The 22,998-nt window shown below is 57.1% G+C and carries 18 protein-coding genes and 1 tRNA gene; 11 read left to right on the top strand and 8 right to left on the bottom strand.

From position 1 onward, the window contains the following. Positions 1 to 74: 74 nt before the first annotated feature. Entirely contained in the window at positions 75 to 293 is a 219-nt protein-coding gene (locus ACK9YZ_RS17025; RefSeq protein WP_416064604.1) for a hypothetical protein, read from the bottom strand. 273 nt (positions 294 to 566) lie between these two features. On the opposite strand from ACK9YZ_RS17025, the gene ACK9YZ_RS17020 reads away from it, so the two are divergent. Then, positions 567 to 2,648, top strand: a complete 2,082-nt coding sequence (locus tag ACK9YZ_RS17020) for a putative bifunctional diguanylate cyclase/phosphodiesterase (protein ID WP_416064603.1) — start codon at positions 567 to 569, stop codon at positions 2,646 to 2,648. Between the two features lie 122 nt (positions 2,649 to 2,770). Here ACK9YZ_RS17020 and ACK9YZ_RS17015 read toward each other — a convergent pair whose 3' ends face one another. Together ACK9YZ_RS17015 and ACK9YZ_RS17010 are read right to left on the bottom strand one after the other, a co-directional pair. Beyond that, complete coding sequence (locus ACK9YZ_RS17015; protein ID WP_416064602.1) at positions 2,771 to 3,781, bottom strand: 2-hydroxyacid dehydrogenase; 1,011 nt, start codon at positions 3,779 to 3,781, stop codon at positions 2,771 to 2,773. 304 nt (positions 3,782 to 4,085) lie between these two features. Further along, complete coding sequence (locus tag ACK9YZ_RS17010) at positions 4,086 to 4,964, bottom strand: LysR substrate-binding domain-containing protein (RefSeq protein ID WP_416064601.1); 879 nt, start codon at positions 4,962 to 4,964, stop codon at positions 4,086 to 4,088. Between the two features lie 107 nt (positions 4,965 to 5,071). Between ACK9YZ_RS17010 and ACK9YZ_RS17005 the strand changes: the two genes are divergently transcribed. Beyond that, entirely contained in the window at positions 5,072 to 6,196 is a 1,125-nt protein-coding gene (locus tag ACK9YZ_RS17005; RefSeq protein ID WP_416064600.1) for a TDT family transporter, read from the top strand. 326 nt (positions 6,197 to 6,522) lie between these two features. Here the strand turns inward: ACK9YZ_RS17005 and ACK9YZ_RS17000 are convergent, their stop codons facing one another. Next, positions 6,523 to 7,479 carry a DMT family transporter gene (locus ACK9YZ_RS17000; RefSeq protein ID WP_216755782.1) on the bottom strand — a complete coding sequence of 319 codons (957 nt, stop codon included), beginning with the start codon at positions 7,477 to 7,479 and terminating at the stop codon, positions 6,523 to 6,525. Positions 7,480 to 7,746: 267 nt separating this feature from the next. On the opposite strand from ACK9YZ_RS17000, the gene mnmA reads away from it, so the two are divergent. The 9 genes from mnmA to istB all read left to right on the top strand — a co-directional run bounded on the left by mnmA (position 7,747) and on the right by istB (position 17,873). Then, positions 7,747 to 8,946, top strand: coding sequence for a tRNA 2-thiouridine(34) synthase MnmA (mnmA, locus tag ACK9YZ_RS16995; RefSeq protein ID WP_216755781.1), 1,200 nt, complete (start codon positions 7,747 to 7,749; stop codon positions 8,944 to 8,946). A 134-nt stretch (positions 8,947 to 9,080) separates the two neighbouring features. After that, positions 9,081 to 9,157: transfer RNA gene (locus ACK9YZ_RS16990), tRNA-Met, on the top strand. A gap of 93 nt (positions 9,158 to 9,250) precedes the next feature. Next, positions 9,251 to 11,191, top strand: coding sequence for a tyrosine-type recombinase/integrase (locus tag ACK9YZ_RS16985; RefSeq protein ID WP_416064599.1), 1,941 nt, complete (start codon positions 9,251 to 9,253; stop codon positions 11,189 to 11,191). Between the two features lie 55 nt (positions 11,192 to 11,246). After that, positions 11,247 to 12,536, top strand: a complete 1,290-nt coding sequence (locus tag ACK9YZ_RS16980) for a hypothetical protein (protein ID WP_416064598.1) — start codon at positions 11,247 to 11,249, stop codon at positions 12,534 to 12,536. A gap of 246 nt (positions 12,537 to 12,782) precedes the next feature. After that, positions 12,783 to 13,112: a hypothetical protein gene (locus ACK9YZ_RS16975; RefSeq protein WP_416064597.1), complete on the top strand. Its 330-nt coding sequence runs from the start codon at positions 12,783 to 12,785 to the stop codon at positions 13,110 to 13,112. Between the two features lie 173 nt (positions 13,113 to 13,285). Further along, positions 13,286 to 14,485 carry a dTDP-4-dehydrorhamnose 3,5-epimerase family protein gene (locus ACK9YZ_RS16970; RefSeq protein WP_416064596.1) on the top strand — a complete coding sequence of 400 codons (1,200 nt, stop codon included), beginning with the start codon at positions 13,286 to 13,288 and terminating at the stop codon, positions 14,483 to 14,485. Between the two features lie 30 nt (positions 14,486 to 14,515). Further along, complete coding sequence (locus ACK9YZ_RS16965) at positions 14,516 to 15,397, top strand: phage tail protein (RefSeq protein ID WP_416064595.1); 882 nt, start codon at positions 14,516 to 14,518, stop codon at positions 15,395 to 15,397. A 147-nt stretch (positions 15,398 to 15,544) separates the two neighbouring features. After that, complete coding sequence (gene istA, locus ACK9YZ_RS16960) at positions 15,545 to 17,071, top strand: IS21 family transposase (protein WP_416064594.1); 1,527 nt, start codon at positions 15,545 to 15,547, stop codon at positions 17,069 to 17,071. Beyond that, entirely contained in the window at positions 17,061 to 17,873 is an 813-nt protein-coding gene (gene istB, locus ACK9YZ_RS16955; protein ID WP_416064593.1) for an IS21-like element helper ATPase IstB, read from the top strand. Before istA ends, istB begins: the two co-directional genes overlap by 11 nt. Positions 17,874 to 18,041: 168 nt before the next feature. On the opposite strand, the gene ACK9YZ_RS16950 is transcribed toward istB, so the two are convergent. From ACK9YZ_RS16950 to ACK9YZ_RS16935, 4 genes are all read right to left on the bottom strand, one after another. Further along, positions 18,042 to 18,353 (bottom strand): hypothetical protein, encoded by a 312-nt coding sequence (locus tag ACK9YZ_RS16950; RefSeq protein WP_416064592.1) that lies wholly within the window; start codon positions 18,351 to 18,353, stop codon positions 18,042 to 18,044. A 258-nt stretch (positions 18,354 to 18,611) separates the two neighbouring features. Continuing rightward, positions 18,612 to 18,845, bottom strand: coding sequence for a hypothetical protein (locus ACK9YZ_RS16945; protein WP_416064591.1), 234 nt, complete (start codon positions 18,843 to 18,845; stop codon positions 18,612 to 18,614). A gap of 1,451 nt (positions 18,846 to 20,296) precedes the next feature. Further along, entirely contained in the window at positions 20,297 to 21,421 is a 1,125-nt protein-coding gene (locus tag ACK9YZ_RS16940) for a flagellin (RefSeq protein ID WP_416064590.1), read from the bottom strand. Positions 21,422 to 21,551: 130 nt separating this feature from the next. After that, positions 21,552 to 22,898 (bottom strand): DNA cytosine methyltransferase, encoded by a 1,347-nt coding sequence (locus ACK9YZ_RS16935; protein WP_416064589.1) that lies wholly within the window; start codon positions 22,896 to 22,898, stop codon positions 21,552 to 21,554. Positions 22,899 to 22,998: the final 100 nt, after the last annotated feature.

Below are 22,998 nucleotides of genomic sequence, written 5' to 3'. Positions count from 1 at the left end.
TTTCCTCCCAAGGAAGATGTGCAAAACCCGGCGCGATCTCCGCGTCGGGTTTTTATATTATCGACGGGCGTCGTTCAGTGGCGGCTGGCTTCATTTTCATGATGAAGGAAAGCGTCCCGGCTCTCATCGAAAACCCTGAAGAATTCGTCCCAGGAAATATCTTCGACAGCATTTGCCGACTTTCCGAAATCGATGCGAATCGTACCGCTTCTCATGCGGGCGGGATGGCCGCCGCGCGCCTCAATCCATTCGCGTATTCTGCCGTGATCTGTCATTGCCAATGCGCGCATCATCGCCTCCCTGCAGATGCGGTTGCAATTTCAGCATAAGTAACTCTTTGCGGGATGGATTGGTTCCATTTGCCGGATCGGGTTCGCACCCAAACCACACGTTGGTTTGAACGGCGGAAGCTTTCAATCAAATCGCGATACGAGTAGCGTCGAAGCTCTCACTGCTTGTTTAACAGGCATCGGCTCAAAGTTTTTGCCGCCTATGATTGTGATTTTATTTAGCTTTCCTGGTTATACTGCTTTCAATATTGGTTCTAATTTCGCGTGAATTTCTCAATGGCCTCGTTTCAGACAATATGCGAGCAGTCCGAAGCTCTTGTTGACGATTTTCGTTCGCTGTTTGCGACCCACCCCTCTCCAATGTGGGTCTACGATCCGGATACGCTTCGCTTCCTGATCGTCAATGATGCTGCGCTTGTGCTTTATGGCTACAGCGCAGAGGATTATCAGGGCATGACCGTGCTCGATATCCGCCCGGCTGCCGAGCGGGAGCGGATGCTCAGCGCTGTTCATGATCGTACCGACATGGAGAAGGCCGAGCGCTGGACGCATCTGAAGGCCAATGGCGAGACCATCGAGGTTCTGACTTACGGCCGGGAAGTGCGCTTTGAAGGAAGGACTGCGATCCTGGCGATCGTGCAGGACCGCACCGAGGTGAATGCCGCCCACCGCCAGATCACCGATACGCGTTCGCTGCTGGACAGCATCGTCGACAATCTGCCGATCGGCGTCTTCGTGAAGGATATGGAAGAGGATGGCCGTTACATCCTGCTGAACGAGGCGTGCGGCGAGATCATGGGCTTTCGTGCCGGCGACGTGGTCGGACATGTGGACCGGGACTTTTTCCCCTCCGAGCAGACCGCCATCTTTCGTGAGCAGGATCATGAGGCGTTCGCCGCCGGCGCGACGATCAGCTTCGAGGAGACAATGGAACGGGCCGACGGTGGCCAGCGGATCCTTCGCACCGTCAAGCGTGCCCTGCCGGCGCCGGAAGGGAAGGAGCCGCGTTATCTGCTCGGCATCTCGCACGACGTGACGGAGGAGCGCGCAGTGGAGGCGAGGCTCGCGCATCTTGCCATGCATGACTCGCTGACGAGCCTGCCAAACCGCGCCGCCTTCTCCAAACATATCCGCAAGCAGGCCATTACTGCTTCCATCGACAAGCCGGTGGCACTGCTCTACATCGACGTCGACCACTTCAAGACGATCAATGACAGCAAGGGCCATGCCGCCGGTGATGCGCTTCTTTGCCAAGTGGCGGAACGTCTGCTGGCGCTTGCCGATGAGGGCGACCTCGTGGCTCGTCTCGGTGGGGACGAATTCGCGGTCGTGCTGCAGCTTGTCGAGCCAGATCGAGCAGAGCGTTTTGCCGACCGGCTGCTCAAGTCACTTGCCAGGGCTTTTGATCTTGACGGCACGCGGGAGCATGTCACCTGCAGCATCGGCATTGCGCTGGCGCCTGTCGATGCCGGCGAGGCCGATGTGCTGATGCGACATGCCGATCTCGCGCTCTATGCCGCCAAGGAAAGCGGCCGCTCGACCTATCGTTTCTATGAGCCTGCGATGCGGCTCGAGGCCGAGCGTCGACATCATCTGACCGGCGAATTGCGTGATGCGCTGGAACACGGGCAGTTCGAACTTTATTATCAGCCCATCGTCCAGCTCGAGGATGATGGCATCGGCGGTTTCGAGGCGCTGATCCGCTGGCGGCATCCGGTGCGCGGTCTTGTGCCGCCGATGAAATTCATTCCGCTGGCGGAGGAGACGGGACTGATCATTCCGATCGGTGACTGGGTCTTGCGGCAGGCCTGCCGCGTCGCAGCTTCCTGGCCGGACCATCTGAAGATCGCGGTCAATCTTTCTGTCAGCCAGTTCAGCCATGCAAGTCTGCTTTCCGGCGTCGTCGGTGCGCTCAATGAGGCGGGACTGCGTCCCGAGCGGCTGGAAATCGAGATCACCGAATCCGTCTTCCTCGCCGATGTGGCGCAGAGCCTGCCGCTGCTTCGGGCGCTGAAAGAACTCGGCGTGCGTATTGCGATCGATGATTTCGGTACGGGCTATTCGTCACTCAGCTATCTGCGCGCCTTCACCTTCGACAAGATCAAGCTCGACCGCAGTTTTGTGTCCGGCATCGAGACGGATCCCGGCAACCTGGCCATCGTGCGGGCCGTGGCCGGCATTGGCTCCGGCTTCAATGCCGTTACTCTTGCCGAGGGCATCGAGACCGAGGAGCAGTTGCAGAAGCTCCGGGCCGAAGGCTTCGGCGAGGTGCAGGGCTATCTTCTCGGCAGACCCATGCCGCAACATGAGGCTGAAGCATTGATCTACGGCCGACAGCTGAAGACAGCGTCAGCCTGAGATCGTGACATAGGATCAGCCTCGGTACGCGGTCCTGATTTATGTTGAAAGCTTAATTGCCAGCAAACCAAGAATGCTGTTCACATCGGCCCTTCCTGGTTCGTTCGAATTCAGGTTTGGTGTCAGAAGGAGGCTTCATGCCTCAGAACGGCATTCGGACAGCTTGTCCCATTGACCAGGCAATTCAGGTTTTGAAACGTGACGTCTGCAATCTCGCGCAAGGCCTCGGTGGTAAAAAAGCCCTGATGCCCCGTCACCAGAACATTGGGAAAAGTCATCAGCCGCTGAAAGACGTCGTCATCGATGATATCGGACGACCGATCGTGAAAGAAAAGTGTGCTCTCCTCTTCGTAGACATCAATACCAAGAGCGCCCAGGCGACGGGATTTCAGTGCCAGAATGACCGCGCGCGTATCGATGAGTGCTCCGCGGGACGTATTGATCAGCATTGCGCCAGGTTTCATTAAACCCAGTTTCTCTCTGTTGATCATGTGTCGGTTGTGTTCAAAGAGCGGGCAGTGGAGCGTGACGATATCAGACCGTGCCAGCAGGCTATCCAGATTCACCATTTCGCCTATAGCTGTAAATTCCGGGGAGGGCGTTGGATCGAACCCCAGAACACGGCAGCCAAAACCGTTCATGATTTTCGCGACAGCGAGGCCGATCTTGCCTGTGCCGATGATGCCGACCGTCTTTCCGTGAAGGGTCATACCCAACAGGCCGTTGAGCATGAAATTGCCTTCCCGAACGCGGTTATAGGCGCGATGTGTGTGGCGATTAAGCGTCATGATCAGCGCTACCGTGTGTTCCGCGACGGCCTCCGGAGCGTAGGCGGGCACGCGCGCGACGAGGAGACCAAGCTTTTGGGCGGCAGCGATATCGACATTGTTGAAGCCTGCGCAACGGAGAAAGACCCCCTTCACACCGAGCCTGTACAACGCCTCAAGGACGGGTGCATTCACCACATCGTTGACGAAGACGCATATGGCATCACAGCCCTGCGCAAAGGCTACCGTCTGCAAGGACAGACTGGCTTCCTGGTAAATCAGGTCGAAGGGCACCGGTTCACGCCGATTTGCTTCGTCCAGGAAATTCTTGTCGTAGGTATGAGCGCTGAAAACGGCTATTTTCATGGGTAATCCTATCGTTGTGCTTGAGAATGCGCTCGTCTTTAATGAAAAGCGTAGGACTGCCGGAATGCTTGCGCGTAGGCCCAACCAGCGTCTTCGTTGTCAAGCAAGTGGATACCGAGGCCATCGGATTTCTACAGCTTGTGAGAAGGAGGAAAATAAGGGGACGCCAAGTAACATGGAGGCCCTCCAACTATCGCCCAGGCAAAAGTATTCCAGGTTAGACGCTAGCATCTATTACATGATGAAGCCTGTAGCATCGCGTAGCCTCTATCGGCGTGGGCGGCGCTTGCAGTCAAAAAGGACGTCAGCCTGAGATCATCATATCGAAAGTATCGGCCGCCTTGCTGCGATAGCGCTCTTCGTGACGCAGCAGGAAGAAGGGGCGGGGCAGGGGCGGCATATTCACCTCGGTGAGAAGACCGTTGTGCAGCTTCATGGCCACGACGCTACGCGACGTCAGTGTGGCGCCGATGCCAGCTTCGACGACACCGACGAGCGGTTCGTTTTCCGGCAGCACCATCGCCACATCAAGAGCATCGATATCAAGGCCGGCCTGTTGCAGAAGACTCTCGAAGGCGAGGCGGGTGCCGGACCCCTGTTCGCGCAGGACCCATTGCGTCTGAGGAAAATCGGCCGGACTGTGTGGTTTGCCGTCCGCCCAGGGGTGATCGGGGGCGACGACGACGATCATCTCGTCCAAGGCGACCTGTCTTGCCGAAACGCCGCGCCTGTCGCTCGGCCACTCGATAAGACCCACTTCCACCTCGCCATTGGCGACGGCATCAGACACTTCAGCCGTGTTGCCGATGCGGATTGCCAGTTCGATTCCGGGATAATCCCGCCGGAATTCGGCAAGCCGCGGCGACAACCAATAGCCGCCGATCGTCTGGCTGGCCATGATGGTGAGTTCGCCATGCATCAGCCCGGAAAGGTCCATGAGGGCCGCTTCCGCCGCCTTTGCACTGGCGAGAACGGCCTGTGCTTCCCTGAGGAACAACTGGCCGGTCCGATTCAGCGCGATCGAGCGGCCGACGCGGTCGAACAGGGTGACGCTGTGGCGTGTCTCCAGGGCAGCAATTGCGGCGCTGACGGCCGATTGGGTCATGTTAAGATGATTGGCGGCCTTTGTGATGTGCTGACGCGCTGCCACTTCTATGAATATTCTGAGCTGTTCCAGCGTCATGCCACCTCCAGAGATTATTCGATTTTATCGAATAAATAGACAAAAACAAATCGTTGGAATCGATTATTTTAAGGCGATATGAAAGCGGTCAACGAAAGGAATTCGTCATGGCCGTCCTTCATTTATCTCCCTCCGCCCCGGCTGTTCGCCGGTGGGCGCGAGTCCTGCGCCACTTCACGCCGAACTGGTTTGCGACGACGATGGGAACCGGTATCCTTGCCGTCTGTCTCGGCCAGTTTCCCGGTTCATCGGCACTCCATGCTGCGGGTGAGGCGTTGTGGTTGGCGAATATTGGGCTGTTTGCGGTTCTGACCTGCATATATGCGGGAAAGTGGCTGCTGCATCCCGGCGCTGCACTGAGAGCCTTCGACCATCCGGTGGTCTCGATGTTCTTTGGCTGTATACCGATGGGACTGGCGACCATCGTCAACGGCTTCCTGATCTTCGGGCCGGCTCTCGTCGGTGACACTGCCGTCGCTGTCGCATCGGAACTGTGGTGGGCGGATGCGGGGCTGGCAGTTCTGGCAGGTCTTGCCATTCCGCTGGTCATGTTCACGCGACAGAAGCATGCAATCGAGCATATGAGTGCCATCTGGCTTCTGCCGATCGTCGCGTCGGAAGTCGCAGCCGCCAGCGGCGGACTATTGGTGCCGCACCTTGCCGAAGGCACGCAGCTTCCGGTGCTCTTTGCAAGTTTCGTGCTGTGGTCCTGCTCGGTGCCACTCGCTCTCGGCATTCTCATCATCCTCTTTCTGCGCATGGCCCTGCACAAGTTACCGCCGGCCGGCATGGCGGCAACGAGCTTCCTGGCGCTTGGCCCCGTTGGCACCGGTGCGCTTGGTCTTGCTCTGTTTTCCGTCAATGGTGAGCAAGCTCTCGTTACAGGCGGGCTCGGTGCATTGGCACCGGCAATTTCGGGTGCGGCTCTGCTGGGTGCCGTCCTGTTATGGGGCTATGGCCTCTGGTGGCTTGGTTTGGCGGTCGCGATCACCATCAACCACTTACGACAGGGCCTGCCCTTCAACCTCGGCTGGTGGGGTTATACCTTCCCGATCGGTGTCTATGCCGTCGCGACGCTGCGACTTTCCAGTATCTTCCTGCTACCGGCGCTTGCCGGTTTCGGGGAAGTTCTGGTCGCAGCCCTTGCCGCAATCTGGATCGTCGTCGCCTTCCGCACGTGCTGCGGCGCCTATGATGGTTCGCTCTTTGTCGATCCCAGCCTGGAGGGCTGATGGTCTATTGCCTACACAACTTTCTCAATCATTCGTTATTTTGAGAATGCCAGTCAGCATTGCATACTCTCTGTGGGGCTGGAAAAGGAGGATGCACATGAAACGCTACACACTGTCGATGATCGGTCTGGCGCTCATGGCGGCCATCATCGCCAACCCGGGCATCGCACTTGCCTGCAACAAATTGATCGGCACCTGAGCCGGTAATATCCATCTCCTTCTTGAAGGCGCAGCTCCGGCTGCGTCTTTTTTGATGCCTTTTCCGTTCCCATGCTGCGCTGGGCCCCAACTGGGTCTGCGCATCAGGCGCGCGCAGGGAAATAGGCCTATCGCGTCGGGGCTTCTCTGTCACCTTCCACTGGCGTCGTTGCGATCGGCGACTGTGCGTCGCCGGAGGCAACGGCTGCAGGCAAAGGGACCTGGCGCTTGCGTTCACGGATCAGCGTCAGCAGGCCCGAGCAGATGATGAGCACGATGCCGAAAGCCATCGGCAGATCGACGCTGTCGTTGAAGAAGAGATAGCCAAAGGCGATCGCCCAGATCATCTGGCTGTATTGCGGTGTCGCGACCAGCGTTGCAGGGGCGAGCCGCGCGGCGGTCATCAGCATCACGTTACCGGCTGCGCCGAGCAGGCCGTAGCTCGCAAGGAACAGCCATTGCTGTGGGCTTGGCACGACAACCTGCGAGAGCATGAGCAGGCCGCTGACGATGAGCGTGCCAAGCAGCGAGGCGCCATAAAGCGAGAGACGCTTTTCGGCCGGGCCGAGCTTGCGAAGGATGACGATGGCGATGGCCGCCGCGATCGCGCCGATGGTTGCCGCCAGATGGCCGACGGATAGTTCGCGGAAACCTGGCCTCAGAACCACGAGCACACCCAGGAAGCCGACGATGACGGCGGCCCAGCGCTGCCAGCGCACATCTTCCTTCAAAAAGATGACCGAGAGGATGGTGACGAAGGAGGGCAGAAGGAAGAGCAGGCAGAAGGCCTCCGCCATCGGCAGCTTGGTGAACGTGATGATGGAGGCGATTGCACCGGTCGCGCCAGCCGCAAAGCGCACCATCCAGAGCGGCCGGTTCGTCGTCCTGAAAATGTCGAGCCATGAATCTCCTCGTCCTTTGATCAAAGGCAGCGCAGCAAAGCTGAGGATCGCACCCGTGAAAGCGACCTGGAAGGAGGGAACCGTGCCGTGCAGGGCCTTGATGGATGCATCGCTGAAGGCAAAGACGGCATAGGCCGCAAATGCGACAAGGACGCCACGAAGCGTGGTGGAGGCGGCTGTCATTTATCCGAATCTACAAAAAGGTGGGTCATTTCATCTACGGGATGAAATGCGGCCGATCAAAGGTCGATTGCGAATAGCTGCAATGCGTGACCCGCGCATGACGCCGCCGGCAAGGCCAGAAAAGCCGGGCCTTGCGCGGAGACGCAATAGTTTCTATATCCGTCGCCCATGCAAGCTGGCGGCCGATCCCGCCGGACATACAGGAAATCCGCCACATTCCAACGTGAGAAAAGGCGGATCGAAACAGCATAGAATTTGGCAGCACCCGTGAACACACTGGATTTTGACAAGAAGCCGGAAGACACCCGTGTCGTCGTCGCCATGTCTGGCGGCGTTGACAGCTCCGTCGTGGCTGGGCTTCTCAAACGCCAGGGGTACGATGTGCTTGGCATCACGCTGCAGCTATACGATCATGGCGCTGCGGTCCACCGCGCTGGCTCGTGCTGCGCGGGCCAGGATATCGACGATGCACGCCGTGTCTGCGAGACGCTGGGTATTCCGCATTACGTGCTCGACTACGAGAAGCGGTTCCGCGAAACCGTCATCAATCCCTTTGCCGAGAGTTATGTCGCCGGCGAGACGCCGATCCCCTGCGTTGCCTGCAACCAGACGGTCAAGTTTGCCGATCTTCTGGCCACCGCCAAGGAACTCGGCGCCGATGCGCTGGCGACCGGCCATTATATCCGCTCGCGTCCAAATCCATCGTCCTGCAATCCCGGCCGTCGCGCGCTTTATCGCCCTGCTGATGCCGACCGCGACCAGAGCTATTTCCTCTTCGCCACGACGCAGGAGCAGATCGACTATCTGCGCTTCCCGCTCGGCGGTCTGCCGAAGTCGGAAACCCGCCGACTGGCCGAAGAGATGGGCCTCGTCGTCGCCAAGAAGGCCGACAGCCAGGACATCTGTTTCGTGCCGCAGGGCAAATATTCCGACATCATCACCAAGCTGAAGCCGAATTCGGCCTTGGCCGGTGATATCGTTCATCTCGATGGCCGCATCCTCGGCCAGCACGAAGGCATCCTGCATTACACGATCGGCCAGCGCCGCGGCATCGGCATTGCCACCGGCGAACCGCTCTACGTCGTCTTTCTCGACGCCCGTTCGCGCCGTGTCATCGTCGGCCCCAAGGAAGCGTTGGAAACGCATCGCGTCTACCTGCGCGACGTCAACTGGCTGGGTGACGAGACGCTTCAGGTCGCAGCCTCAGGCGAAGGCTTTGCCTGCTACGCAAAGGTGCGCTCCACCCGCGCGCCGGCGCCTGCCGTGCTGCATATCGATGCAAGCGGCATCTATGTCGACCTGACGATTGGCGAGGCTGGCATTGCGCCCGGCCAGGCCTGTGCGCTTTATTCGGCGCCCGGCGACGACGCCCGCGTCTTCGGCGGCGGCTTCATCGAGCGTTCCGAGCGCGAGCCGGCTGCGGAAGCCTCTCTGAAGGCTCTGCTTTCCAATCACGCCATGGCCTGAAACGGCTAAGAACGGCGCTGCGGAAAGCCCACCGTTTTTCTCCATCATGTGCTTGACACAAAGCGGAAGCGCACCTTATAAGCCGCACATCCCACGAACCGGAAGCGCTTCGCGAACGGTATCGTTTGACCAGTGGCGGAGTAGCTCAGTAGGTCAGAGCAGAGGAATCATAATCCTTGTGTCGGGGGTTCAAATCCCTCCTCCGCTACCATCAATCTCCTCGGTAAACAGATCAATAGCTTGACAGATGTCGGGGGTTCCGACGGCTGCGATACATCTCACAAACCTGTACGTGGAGAGATGTATGCCATCCTACCTGGTCCGTCGAGACGGTCGATACAGCCTTCAGGTTCGGCAATCCCGATTTCTGCAGAAGCTCACAGGGAAGCCGCTCTACAGGGTTTCTTTAGGGACATCGGACTATCGTGTCGCCCAGTTGCGTCTGGTCGAATGTTTAAGATGGTATTGGAAGATGAACCGCAGCCTGCCTTTCGAGGAGAGCCCCGAAGAAATTGCGACGATGAAGAGGCTGGACCGCAATTTGCCTTTTGAGGAGACCCCTGAGGAAATTGCGGAAATGAAGTCCGGGATGGAATCGTTGCAATGGTTGGATAGCCTCCGGGAAACGCTGCTGGACTACCTGCAGGATGATTGGCCCATCAACGACGACCGATTGCTAGCGCGGCAGAAGTTCGAGGCTTTCATAGAGTCGATTGTGCATCCGCCTGCCGTTAATAGCGAGACCCTGGCCAGGGGAGCGTTCGCGGAACTTTTGATGAATGAAGAATTGGCTCGGTTCCATCAACAGAACCGTGACGCCGCGACATTCAGCCATAAGCGGGCGCTGACGCTTGCCTACGAGCAAGGCCGGTTCGATGGCTCGAACGCTGATCTGTTTTCGCCACCATCGTCCTTTGGGTCCACCCGAACCCAACGAGAAAGCGTGTCAACGGACAGGTTGGCGCGCCGGTCGAGCCATGACGTGCTGGGGATTGAGAAAGAGGGGTTGGTCTCACCGCTTCTCTCCGAAGCGCTTGCGAAGTTCGCCGAGGACCATCGGATGGCCGGCAAGAAGGAGGACGCCCTGTCTGCGATTCAGCTTGTCGTCAACTTCATGATCGATGAGTTCAGCGATCCGAAAGTCAGCGAGATTACAGCCGAAATGACGGCATCACTGAACAAGATGCTGGTCGACATCCCGGATCGACCAAACATACCGAAGGAAGAATGCGTCAGCCTGTCGAGCCGATATCGCTACGCGGCCGCCCATGGATGGACAGACCTGAAGCGGTTGACGGAGGCGCGGATCAGAAACGGCTATCATGCCTCTCTTTCAAAGTTCTTCGACTGGCTGATCGAGCGTCGGTACTTCCGTCTTCCGAAGCCAGTATTCAACTACATCAGCCCTGAAAATCTAGTGTCGTTGCCGCGCGACGCCTTTAGAACCGAGGAGCTGGAGGAGATCATATCGCAGCCATTGTTCACCGGATGCGATGGAAAAGACCGCATCTGGAAGCCCGGCCGGTTCTTTGTCCAGAGTCATCTCTACTGGGCGTACGTCCTGCTTTTGCTAACCGGACTCAGACCTGGGGAACTTGGGCAGTTGGAGGTAGACGATTTTACGCTGCGCGATGGCATCTGGTACCTCAACCTGCGTGGTTTCGATCCATCAAAGGGCAGAGTGGCCAAGAAGGACGTCAGACGGTTCAAGACCAAATCGTCAGAGCGAACCGTCCCGCTCCATCCTTTGATCCTCGATCTGGGGCTGCTCGATCGGCTCGATGAGCTTCGCGAGATCGGTTGCAAGTTTGCATTTCCTGAGTGGGAACCCTATCCGAAGCCAGGTGGCGCTCTTCGGTGGGGACAGCCAATCACAAAGAGCTGGCAATACCTGAAAACAAAGACGTCTATCACGCGAGCAGACGTCACGCTGTACTCGACGCGCCATTGGTTCGCAGAACTCCTGGACAACACCGAAATCAAGGACCGCGCCCGGAAGCGGTTGATGGGCCACGTTAACAGCAAGGACGTGCCATCTCGATACGGTGCCAAGGATCGATTGACGCTTCGCGATTTGAAAGAAATCCATAAGGCGCAGTCCCCAGTTATCGACATGATGACGGAAGTCCTCATGAACGCCAAGGAGCGGGCGGAACGCGGGGAATTGACCACATTGAAACCCTGGCTCACTGCTTCAAACTGGTCAGAACACTATCGTGAAAGGATGGCAGACAAGCGAGATTGACGCTTACCGAACCCCGCCACACCATAGAGTTATGGTATTTTTCGGTCGGGGCCATATGAGCGACAATCCAGCGTTATTCGATTTCCTGCGTCATGAGGCCTATGGCTTCGTAAACAGAGCGGGAAAAGACTTGGTCGGTTTGCGTGAGCATCTTCAGCTGGCTCTTGACAGGTCTGCGACCGCCATCGAACGAAAGAATGATCTGAGCGATCGGGAGGTCGCCAAAATCATCGACGATGTCTGCCGTTGGACCATTAACCGATACAATCCGCCCAAGCGAAAGCCCGCTCGAACAAGTGAACAACGTGCAGCGGATTACTTGTTGGTCGCGGAACTTCACGAGATGACCGTGGAAACAGGGAAGCCGAGCGTTCGAAGGACAGCCGCGATCTCCGGGCGTTCCAAATCGACCGTTTCACGCCATCTCATTCGACAGGGCGTAGCCCCGCGCCGGTCAAAGAAGGTGAAGTCGCTGACGCAGCCAACGCGAAAACTGATCTCAGTTCTCGATGAAACCTTTCACCGACGAGATGCGGGGCTGATCGATCGGGACGCGCTCGCGGCTGCCGTCTGGGGTTCCGGGCGAGAAGACAAGGTTGCCAAGTCAACGCTCTCTTCTCGCCGGAAGCGATTGTCGGCTTCGGTGCGGGAGCTTTCGGCGGCTGGTGTAGGATATAGCCTCCTCGAATATCGCGAGCTGATTGCAGTGCAGCGGGGGAGGCGGTTTCGATCGTATAAAGATGCGGCATTGTGGATCGACGACGAGCTTAGAACTCGGGGCAAAGTCATGCCGCGGCTGCCACGGGCGGAGCCCTCTCCTCAACTATTCTGGGCGGATCGGTGGGTTCGCGATGTGATCGCAATTATGCGTCTTGGGTGTTTCGGCAGGGTGACATCGGTAGCCCAACTGGAACCGGTCCTTCGGATCATGCACCTCCTGCTCGACCTGACCTCCCTATATCCGTGGCTGCGGCGCGCGGTTGACAGCTTCCACAGCACCTATTTTCCCGACAACCTTCACCTGCTGGCTGACCGGATCGAAAACCAGGTGACGCGTCGAGCGGCGAGAGACCTGGCACACGCACTGGATCGGTTTTTTCGCTTCAATGAGTATATGCCGCCTGTGTTCGACATGTTCCAGAACGTCGACATCGTCTTTGATGTTCTTGCGAAAGCGGGTGATATCGATCCGCAGAGCCGCTTCCGTCTTGAGCATCTCCGTGATCACGTCTTTTGGGGCGAAGAACGAGATTTCCTTGAGCTGGAGCCATACCTGTCGGCTCTAGCCGAACAAGAGTTGAAAGGCCAGTGGCACTTCCCGGGCTATGCGAATGAACCAAAGTGAGTTCGGTTAAACAGGCACACGCCGTCTATTCTTTCGCCCCGACGATGGTTGGTCAGGCGCTCGCGACCCCAACTGGTTTAAGAGAAGTAGCGGTGATGCCATAGCATCGCACATTCCCTTTGTCGGGTTTTGGTGATAACACCTGTTGTTGTAATAATACTCCCCATATAGCACGTATTTCTTGCATTAGCTGTTGCTTTTTGATTTAGTGGCACTGCAACCATGTGCAACGTGAGGGAGTGTGCAATGTCTGCTAAGGATTTTTTCGCATCTCTTTATGAAAAGCAGCCAACGGGTATTGAAGGAAACTTCGATGCCGCAGTGACGAGAATTGTCTCTCGGCAAGGAAGTTCAACCGTTGTTGGTGATCAAGCTCTGCAGAGCTTAATGCTCAACTATGTTCTTTCTAGTTCGGACAAAGCGGAAAAGGGCAAGGCCATCTCAGCCGCACTCGCGGGCATCAAACAGATGGCAGTCGATAGTTTCGTATCGACATTTCCAGGTGTTTCCCTCGATCAGTTGATTCAGGAAGCATCTGCCGCCGGTCATAAGATCGAAGTACTTGGAACCAAGTGAGTGAGCATCTGGACCCGCTGGGCGAAAGTCCAGCGGGCATTACACAGGGGGGGCAAATGACTTCCAGTGAGCGGCCAGACTTATCCGCGATTCAGGGTTTGCAATGGAAATCTAACGTACGCATCAGGAACGGCGGAAATTCGTATGTTGTGCCGTTTCCTAGAACTCGGCCAATGAACGTCGTTTTTCATGGGAGTGAACCTTTTGCTTACGGACACTATGGAATTCATCTAGGCCAACAAGATCGGCTCACGTTTCTGGGTGCGCCCAATCAAGAAATACAAGGACATTTTCTCGATTGCCGGATGACTTCACCGACAGCTAGACGCAAACTGGTGGTGAGATTTAATCCCAGCTCCGAGTGGGAGTTGAATATACCGCCAGGTGTTGCGCACAGCTTTTCGGGGTTGGAAAATGTCGCAACTCTAAACAACTATGATCTTTATCTGCCTAATCCTGACGCTTGGTTGGATAAGACCACCAAGTGGGACATGGACGCCGACGTTATAAACGTCGAACTAGATGCCGACCCTGCGTCGGTCGAACTTTTTGAAGAGAATACAAATACCGCATCAGAAATCTACTATAGCATCGTTTCCGATCGCCAACGCGAGGCGATTCCCAAGCTATCCTATTCCTATCCCTACACGACTGATTTCCAATCCGGAGATGGCACGGTTTACACCTTGAAGGTCGCTGAGAAAGCTGCGCGCGCGGTGATGCCAGACTGGGAACCAATTGGGGAGATAGAGGGGCTCGGGTGGAGGGGAAATGCTTTTCTGCCTAGCGGGACCCATTCAGGCTTCGTTCCGCTCCTTGACGGACGCCCATATTACATCGTCGATCATGGCTTTGATGCGGAGTACACCCATGACGCGTACGGTATACACTTGGGCCAAGAGGACCGGCTGATGTTCCTGGGTGACGCAGCAAGGGTTGCAACCGTTGTTTTCGTTGACTGCCGAGAGGATTCCGCAACTCTACATCAGCAATGCTCCATTCAGTTCTCCCCCGACGCAAGGAGAACTCTGATAATCCCCAACGGGGTCGCACATCGTTTCGAGCATCTCGAAGGAATTTTCACCCTAAACCAAGGCGTGATTTTTCTGAGTGAATCCGAGGAATATCAGCCTGGAAATGATGTAATCGATTGGCCCGCGTCCCGAGTCCATTTTCCAACCTTCCGCTTTAATACGATAGAGGCCAGTAAATCCTACTACTGGGACCTTGCCCGGAGCCAGAGGGAGCAACTGGATAATGGATTGTCGGCCTCAACACCGGTGGTAGTGATGGCAAAAGATTCCGACGGAAACGATGTACGCGTAGCGATCCGTGAAACCATTCCAGTTGATGGTTCACCCGCTGAGGGTTGACAGATCGCTCCAGGTCCGCGGAGGCGACACATGGTTGAACTGCCGGATGACCTTCGGAAAGAAGTGGAGGCCGAGGTTAGAAGAATACTTGGGGCAGAAGACGTCGGACTGAGACGTGTCTGGGCCGAGGAAGCCAAAAACTATAGGGAATTTCTTCAGAGCCAATTTAGATGGATAACCATTGGGGTATCATCCCTAGCTGCCGTTGGAGTTGCATTATTCGTATGGTTTTTCAGCGACAGCGTGAATCAGACGCAAACCCAGATTAGTAGGGTCTTGGCAGATGCCAAAGACTCCATGCTAATGACCATTGACTCGAAAGTAATTGACTACAGGATACTCCAAGACCTCAAGTCCCGCGTAGAAAGCATGGTTGAGATCGAAATCGGAAACCAAGCCGAAAAGGCCACAGTGGAAATTATTGAACCCAAGATAACTCAAATAGCCACAGAATCCGTTGACCAAGCCGCCTCAAAAGCAATCAATCGAGCTGTGCAGTCAGAGCTAGCGAAAATCAAGGTTCTAAACGTGGACGATTTGATCCAACGTGCCACTATCCCGACAGGGGCTGTTATCGCGTTCTCTCGTGCATGTCCTGCAGGCTGGACGTCCTATCCCGGAGCCGCCGGCCGGACAATCATCGGGGCGGGCCAAGGTGAGAACCTATCCTCTCGTTCCATTGAGGAAACAGGCGGTGCCGAATTGCATACGCTCACGATTGAGGAGTTACCGCAACAGACGATTGAAATAAGTGGGTTGGCGGGGACCAGTAGCGTTGATCGATACAACGCTGGAGGAAGAGACTATCCAGTTGTGGCAAAAACCTCTGGTAGCGTGACAATAGGTGGAGGAGGGAAATCATTTTCGACAATGCCTCCGTTCATAGCCCTGAGTTTCTGCCGGAAAGACTAGACTCGAAGTGGAAGCACATAGCTCTACCCCCTTATGTTGATTTGCACTGAGAAGTGACCCGGCATTGCCGGATATTGTCATCGAGAATTGACCCATGTTTTGAACCTTGCTCCGCGTGTTTTCAGCGGGAGCTATGGAGTGATCGACATGGCGTTATTGAGCGTGATCCGACGCTGGCATTTTAGAGAGCATTTATCCATCCGGGAGATATGCCGCAGGACCGGCCTATCCCGGAATACTATCCGCAAATACCTGCGCTTGAATGGCGTGGAGCCGCAGTTCAAGGTTCCGGAGCGGCCGAGTAAACTCGATCCATTCGCAGATCGGCTATCGGCCTGGCTAAAGACGGAGTCCAAGAAGGGGCGCAAGCAAAAGCGCACTTTGAAGCAACTCCATGCCGACCTGGTGGGCCTCGGCTACGACGGTTCCTATTGCCGTGTTGCAGCCTTCGCACGGGAATGGAAGGCAGACCGGCAGAGGGAATTGCAGACGACGGGGCGTGGGACATTTGTGCCTCTTGCATTCGAGCCCGGAGAGGCTTTCCAGTTCGACTGGTCGGAGGACTGGGCAATCATCGGCAATGAGCGCACGAAGCTGCAGATCGCACATACGAAGCTAAGCTACAGCCGCGCCTTCATCGTCAGGGCCTATCTGTTGCAGACGCACGAGATGCTGTTCGACGCCCACAATCATGCATTCCGCGTGTTTGGCGGCATCCCCGGCCGCGGCATCTACGACAACATGCGCACGGCAATCGACAAGGTCGGCCGTGGCAAGGAGCGCGACGTCAACGTGCGCTTCATGGCGATGGCTAGCCATTACGTGTTCGAGCCCGAGTTCTGCAATCCAGCGTCCGGATGGGAGAAGGGACAGGTCGAGAAGAACGTGCAGGATGCCCGTCACCGTTTCTTCCAACCTGTTCCGCGCTTTGCATCATTGGATGCCCTGAATGACTGGCTTGAGCTTCGATGCAAGGAGTTCTGGGCAAAGACGCCACATGGCCAGATGCACGGCACAATCGCCGACATCTGGGCGGAGGAAGCCCCAGCTCTCATGCCCGTTTCGAGACCGTTCGACGGATTTGTCGAATACACAAAGCGGGTCACACCAACCTGCCTCGTGCATCTGGAACGCAATCGCTACAGCGTCCCGGCATCCTTCGCCAACCGACCGGTGAGCTTGCGCGTCTACCCAGATCGGGTCGTAGTCGCCGCGGAAGGTCAGATCGTCTGCGAGCATCATCGCGTCATTGATCGTTCCCATGACCGGCCGGGCCAGACCATTTACGACTGGCGGCATTATCTGGCGGTCGTTCAGCGAAAGCCCGGCGCTCTACGCAACGGCGCTCCCTTCATCGAGCTGCCGGAGGCATTCAAGAGCTTGCAGCAATATCTGCTCAAAAAGCCGGGCGGCGATCGCGAGATGGTCGACATCCTGGCCCTTGTTCTCCAGCACGACGAACAAGCAGTGCTCTCGGCCGTCGAGATGGCGCTGAAGTCCGGCGTTCCGACCAAAACGCATGTGCTGAACCTGCTGCATCGCCTCGTCGACGGCAAATCCTCCACACCGCCGACCCTCGACGCACCTCAGGCACTGACGCTCACCAATGAGCCTAAGGCCAATGTCGAGCGATACGATACCTTGAGAAAGACGGAGGTTCGCCATGCGTCATAACCCGGCAAGCGGCGCGATCGTCATCATGCTACGGCAATTGAAGATGCATGGGATGGCCCACGCCGTCGGTGATCTGACCGAACAGGGATCGCCGGCGTTCGAGGCTGCCATTCCGATCCTGTCCCAGCTTCTCAAGGCCGAAACGGCCGAACGAGAGGTCCGATCGACCGCATATCAGCTCAAGACGGCACGCTTCCCCGCCTACCGTGATCTGAACGGCTTCGACTTCGCCAGCAGCGAGATCAACGAGGCCCTCGTGCAACAGCTTCATCGCTGCGACTTCCTCGACGACGCAAACAACATCGTTCTGGTCGGTGGTCCCGGCACGGGCAAGACGCATATCGCAACCGCGATCGGCGTCCAGGCCATCGAGCATCATCACAAACGGGTCCGGTTCTTCTCCACCGTCGAGTTGGTCAATGCGCTGGAGCAGGAGAAGGCCCAAGGTCGTTCGGGACAGATCGCCAGTCGCCTCGTTCACTCCGATCTCGTCATTCTCGACGAGCTTGGATACCTGCCATTCAGCGCTTCAGGTGGCGCGTTGCTCTTCCATCTGTTGAGCAAACTATACGAGCGCACCAGCGTCATCATCACCACCAACCTGAGCTTCAGCGAATGGGCCAGTGTGTTCGGAGATGCAAAGATGACAACCGCGCTGCTCGACCGGCTCACTCATCATTGCCACATCCTCGAGACCGGAAACGACAGCTTCCGCTTCAAGAACAGCTCGGCTCATGAGCCTAAAACCACGAAGGAGAAACGCAAGAACTTGACCACCACCACCGACCCGAAACATACCTAAGAGGCGGGTCAATTCTCGGCGCAAATGCCGGGTCACTTCTCAGTGCAAATCAACACAGCGTGGATTTTGAGCGCCGTGAGCGTTCCGGCAGGCAGGTTCACGGTCAGCCTGTCCGCGCGGTCTCTTCGCGGCGGACGAGCCTGGGGGTCGGAGGAGGCCGGAGCCATGTCATGCCTCCTCGATCACGAAGAACCGGGCAACGGTGTCCTCATCCGCATGTTGTTCGGCGAAGCCACGGGCTTCCGCGGTACCGACAGGATGCAGCCCCTCGCCACCTGATCGTCCGCCCTGGACCGGTCGAGCCCAGCGTGTCATTGGCCCGCCACGGCCGGCGAGGAAGAAGTGGCCCCGCGGCGTCCGATACAGTGACGTGACCTCGTAGCGGAAATCCCCTCGGCCAGTATCGCTTTCGAAAGAGCAGATTTCCTCTGCCGTTGCAGTGTTGTAGCGGAGACCGTCGATGATCTTGCTGATGTTCATTCGTTACCTTTCCTTTGGCCTGCGGACACGGCTCCGCCGCGCGCCGAGGCACGTTGTTCATTGATTTCGTTTCCATTTTTCAGGATTTCATGTGATGTGGATAAGTGCGTTTGTGACTGTCCACATACAAAGTGTTGGAGCATTCCGAGGGCGGCGCAAGAGGGAAAATGCACCGGCGGCGAAGATTTTTCTTCGGCAGCACCCGGCCTGACGAAAAACCCGCGAGGAAATCAACCTAGCGGGTTTCTGATGGTTGCCTCATGCGATATGCAGGACTTCGCGCCTTGCGGCTGTTTCGGCTGCCCGCTTGGCCTCCGCCATGCTGCCCGCGATGCCGGATGCCAGGATGTCACAACCGTCGACCACGTCCCAGGCGCACCGCTCGTTGGTAGGGGTCGCCACAAGATCGAGGATGCGATCGCAATACACAAGGCCAGCAGCTTCGCCGAAAATATCAGCATCGGGCCGCCATGGAATAAGGTGCATGTTCATTTCAGCTCTCTGGTGTTGCATACGTAGGTTCCTTTCATTTTGACAAAGCTTCTCCGCGCGGGCGGGGAGGCGTTTTCCGGCTTTACTTGGTTGATGCATCTCGTTGCTGTGCACCCTAGTAACGTGAGGGTTTTTCGAGCATTTGTCCAGCCATCGAAATCTTGAATTATAAAATAAATTCAAACAGTTAATCGAAGACCTCAGTCAATCTGCGAGGTCTTCAATTTGCAACTAGACGGTTATTTCAAGAACTCAGTTCTTTGAATTCCTGCTGCAAGTTCTACTCGCCGACCACAGGCGACAGATGAAGGCAGCCGGTAGTAACAACAGCCAGACGAGAATGTTGGCAGACTCTACGAAGTCAGGGGCTTTTGTTGCTACGACGTAGAGAATGGCAAAGGCTGCCAAGGCGATAGGAAGTGTCAACACGCGAAGTGCGAGCATAGGCGTTATCCTCCTTTACACTGTCGCAAGGCGACGGAATGCCTGTATTCCGTCCCGTTGAAACTCACGGCGCATCTCATCGGCGGCTCCGGGGATACGCGAGCGACGAAGTACACGTCGGACCGCGTTCTTTTGGTCGAGTCGATATAGTGTTGCGAGGTACCAGATAAGGCCACCAAAGGGGTCACGGTGGTTAACCTCTTCAATCTCGACGTTGAAAGTCAGACCCGGAATGGTTGTTCGCTTAATTTCCATTTGAGCGAGTTTCCTCTCTGATTTCATTACCCTTTCTTTATACCGCAATACCGCAGGCGAGCCCAGGAGATAACGCGGCAAGGTTGCAATGTGCCGGAGGAGGCTTTAACCGGATCGTTTGGATTTTAAAGGTTTTGATAAAAGCGCTGTTCCCCGTTCGATGCGGGCCGCAGGCCAGATCGAACCCGCCCGGAGGGCGGAACTCTTGATGTTCCCCGTCCCGATGCCTCCAATCCGACCGGCACGCACAGCGCCAGTCACCCGCAGGGCCGGAACGGAGTAGAGGACGGCACCGCCGTTGCCAGAGCGAGCATGTCGGTAGGCTTGGCGGCCGGGGTGGGAAATGAAAAAGGTAGGCAGACCCGCTTGCACGTATAGTAATGCTGTACGAGGCTCCATCCGTGGTCGTACAGCACGGTTTCCTGTCAAAGCGGCATGTGGGTCGTTCCGACGCAGGAACCGCATCCAGGACGAAAGATGAGCATATCGGAGCAGCAAGCATAGCGTTCCCCGGCACCGGGGGATGATGCGGTAATTCGCGCATGCCGAGACCGGAGCAAGGGTAGCCGCAGGAAGTGCAGCATCGCGCCGCCGGCACGGCGGGCACTGGGATCGACTGCCCCCGGCGAGGCATTCCTGAAATCACCCGCCCACAGGAAAACACCGAGAGGGTATTTATACCCGCCATGTTGTTGGCAACGCATCTGGACAGAGCTACCGCGTCAGGCGGAGAAGGCGAACGCGCTGACTGATCATTGGCGGAAGAGGGACAGAAGGCTCTGCGGAGCGCTGTTCGCGATCGACAGCGCCTGGATCGAAAGCTGCTGCTGCGTCTGGAGTGCGGAGAGCCTGGAGGACTCTTCGTCCATGTCGGCATCGACGAGGCGGCCGATGCCGGACGTGTGGGAATCCCGCAGGTTCTTGTTGAAATCGTCGGCCATGTCGAGCTGCTTCTGGACCGATCCCAGCTTCGAGCCGATGGAAACCACGTTCTGGATACGCTTTTCGAATTCGCCCATGAAGCCGTCGTAGACGCTCTCGCGGGTCTGTCCTTCCATAACCCATGCTTCCATGTTGAATATGATACTGACGCCCATGTTGTCGTACACATCGGTGCCGACGCTGTCGTTGAAGATACTCATGCCGTTGACGATGATGCCCCAGCTGCCCGTGGTCGCGTTCTGGGTCGGGAACACGACGCGCCCGTCCAGCGCTCCGTAGTTCGCCACGCGGTTCGCCATCGCCCCTTCGCCGGCGTAGTTGGGATTGAAGATCGCGAAATCGGAAGTGGAAATGTCGATCGTCTGGGCTTGGCCGTTCGCATAGCTGACGACGTAGGTCGCCGAAGAACCGTTCGTTAGGTGCGAGCCGTCCTTTGGCATCTGGAGGAGATTGACGCCGTTGAAGCTCGCCGAGTCGACGACGCTGTTGATCGCCTGGATATGCTGGGTCATGTCGTCGTCGACTTTCTTCAGCATCGTGTTGGAGTAGGCAGGGTCGGCGTCGCTGTAGAGACCACCGGCACCGACATAGGAACCATGGGCTGACGACGTGTCCATGTTTTCCGCCGGCGGCAGCGACCGCGCCGTGACGAGAAGGGCCTTCATCGCGTTCAGATGCTCGAGCACCTCTTCGATGGCGGCATAGGCCGTATCGGTGATCGCCTTGGCCACCCCGATACTGTCGGAGACCGCCGACAAGGCTTTGTTGTCAGACTTCATGGTCGTGGCGATAGACCAGTAGGCGGCGTTGTCGGCGGCCTTACCTACACGCAAGCCACTACTCACCTGCTGCTGGGTCTTGTCGAGACCGGACGTGATGCTGCGCAGCGTTTGCAGCGCGGTCATGGCACTTGTGTTGGTAAGCAGGCTGGTCATTCTAGTGTCTCGGGAGATGGCCCGGCGTAATCATTCGCCACTTTTCGCGAGAAAATATGGTTCCCAAGACGTTAATGAACGTGCCACTCTCGACGGGTAGAAATACGGTGCCCTGTTTAAGGCATATGATTCAAGTGACCGTTTCCATTGTACCGCCGTCGTCTTCGTAGAAGGCATCGTGCCGGTCGTGCGCTCTCAAGGTGGCCCAGCGCGCCATTAGAGCCGCCGTGTCGACCCTGGCTTGGTCCCCTGGTTCTGCGACGGGTTGGCGTGGACGCTCGCCGTATTGCGCGAAGAGTCGAACCGCTTGCCGAAGATCGGACTTCTGTTGCTTGGGCAATGCGACGAATTCAGGCGAAGCCTCCAATGCGGCCAATTCGAGCGCGAGGTCCGCGTAGGTACGGCCACGCAATATTCGACGGACACGACGCAGATAGGATTTATAGTTATACGCGGCCGGTCGCGATTTCCCGCCGTGACGGATTAGCCAAGTTAGAAAACCGCCCGGCACTTGGGGGAAGCTTCGACCGCGATGCCGCTCCAGAATGACTCTCCCAATCGCTCTGGCGACCGGCGGAGGAACCGCGTTCGCAATCATTTGCATGGTGTTGCGCTTCGAGGCTGGCGTCCAGTTCCACGCGGGCGGAAAACCCTGAATTCGGGATATCTGTCTCAAATCGAGGGTAGCTGCCTTGGCGATCGACGCGGAATCAGCCAGGTGAAAGTGGTCTCTATAACGCGGTGTCGGCGCTTCTCCAGATGTTCGGGTAATGGTCGCGAACGCCTCGTCGACCGTTCTGACCGCTCTGCCCTTCTGGAGCGGCCGAGAGTAAAGGTGGCCGCCTGCGACGACTTTGAGATCAGATATCCGGAAGCAGTCGTCGTCGTCCGGCATCATTTTGAAGTAGTTTGGCAACAGCGAGTCGCGTACCGTCCTCTCTCTCGCCGAAGCCGCTGCGGCGATCGAGGATTGCAGGAATCCGTCTTTTTCTCCAAGCCGTCCGACGACGAATAAACGACGTCGTTTCTGGGGGACTCCGTAAAGCGCGCAGTTGATCTTGGATTCCGAGAGCCCATACCCGGCTCGTTTCAGCATTGCTTTTGCTTCGGCCCAAGCCGACGAACTCGCGGCTTGCGTAACATTCTCCATTAGGAACCATTCCGGCCGAACGGTCACGACCACCATTGCGAACGCCAGCGTCATGCTCGCGTTCTCTCCCTCTATGCGCCGACCGGCGAGGGAGTAGTCCTGACAAGGGGGGCCGCCACAGATCATGTCCGGAGCTAGCCGAGTGATCTTGGGGATTACTGTCAGAAGGTCGCCAAGATTGGCTTCCTCGACGTGCGAACCAACGTTTCGCCGGTAGGCCTCGACTGCGACAGGCCACGCATCAAAAGCCATTGCAATGTTGAAGCCCGCATCAAGAAGGCCGCGCGACATCCCACCGGCACCGCAAAACAGTTCAACAGCTCGCATCGCGGATATCCCTTCAAGCTCACGTACTAGAACGTGATCCCTATGGCATGCCGTCGGTTGATTAATTGCGAACGAAAGGACCTGCACTTAGTGGTAGCAA

It is taken from the genome of Rhizobium sp. ZK1, assembly GCF_047782645.1.
GTDB lineage: Bacteria > Pseudomonadota > Alphaproteobacteria > Rhizobiales > Rhizobiaceae > Rhizobium.
Note: the sequence above shows the minus strand (reverse complement) of the source record. Positions and strands in the feature narration are given on the sequence as shown.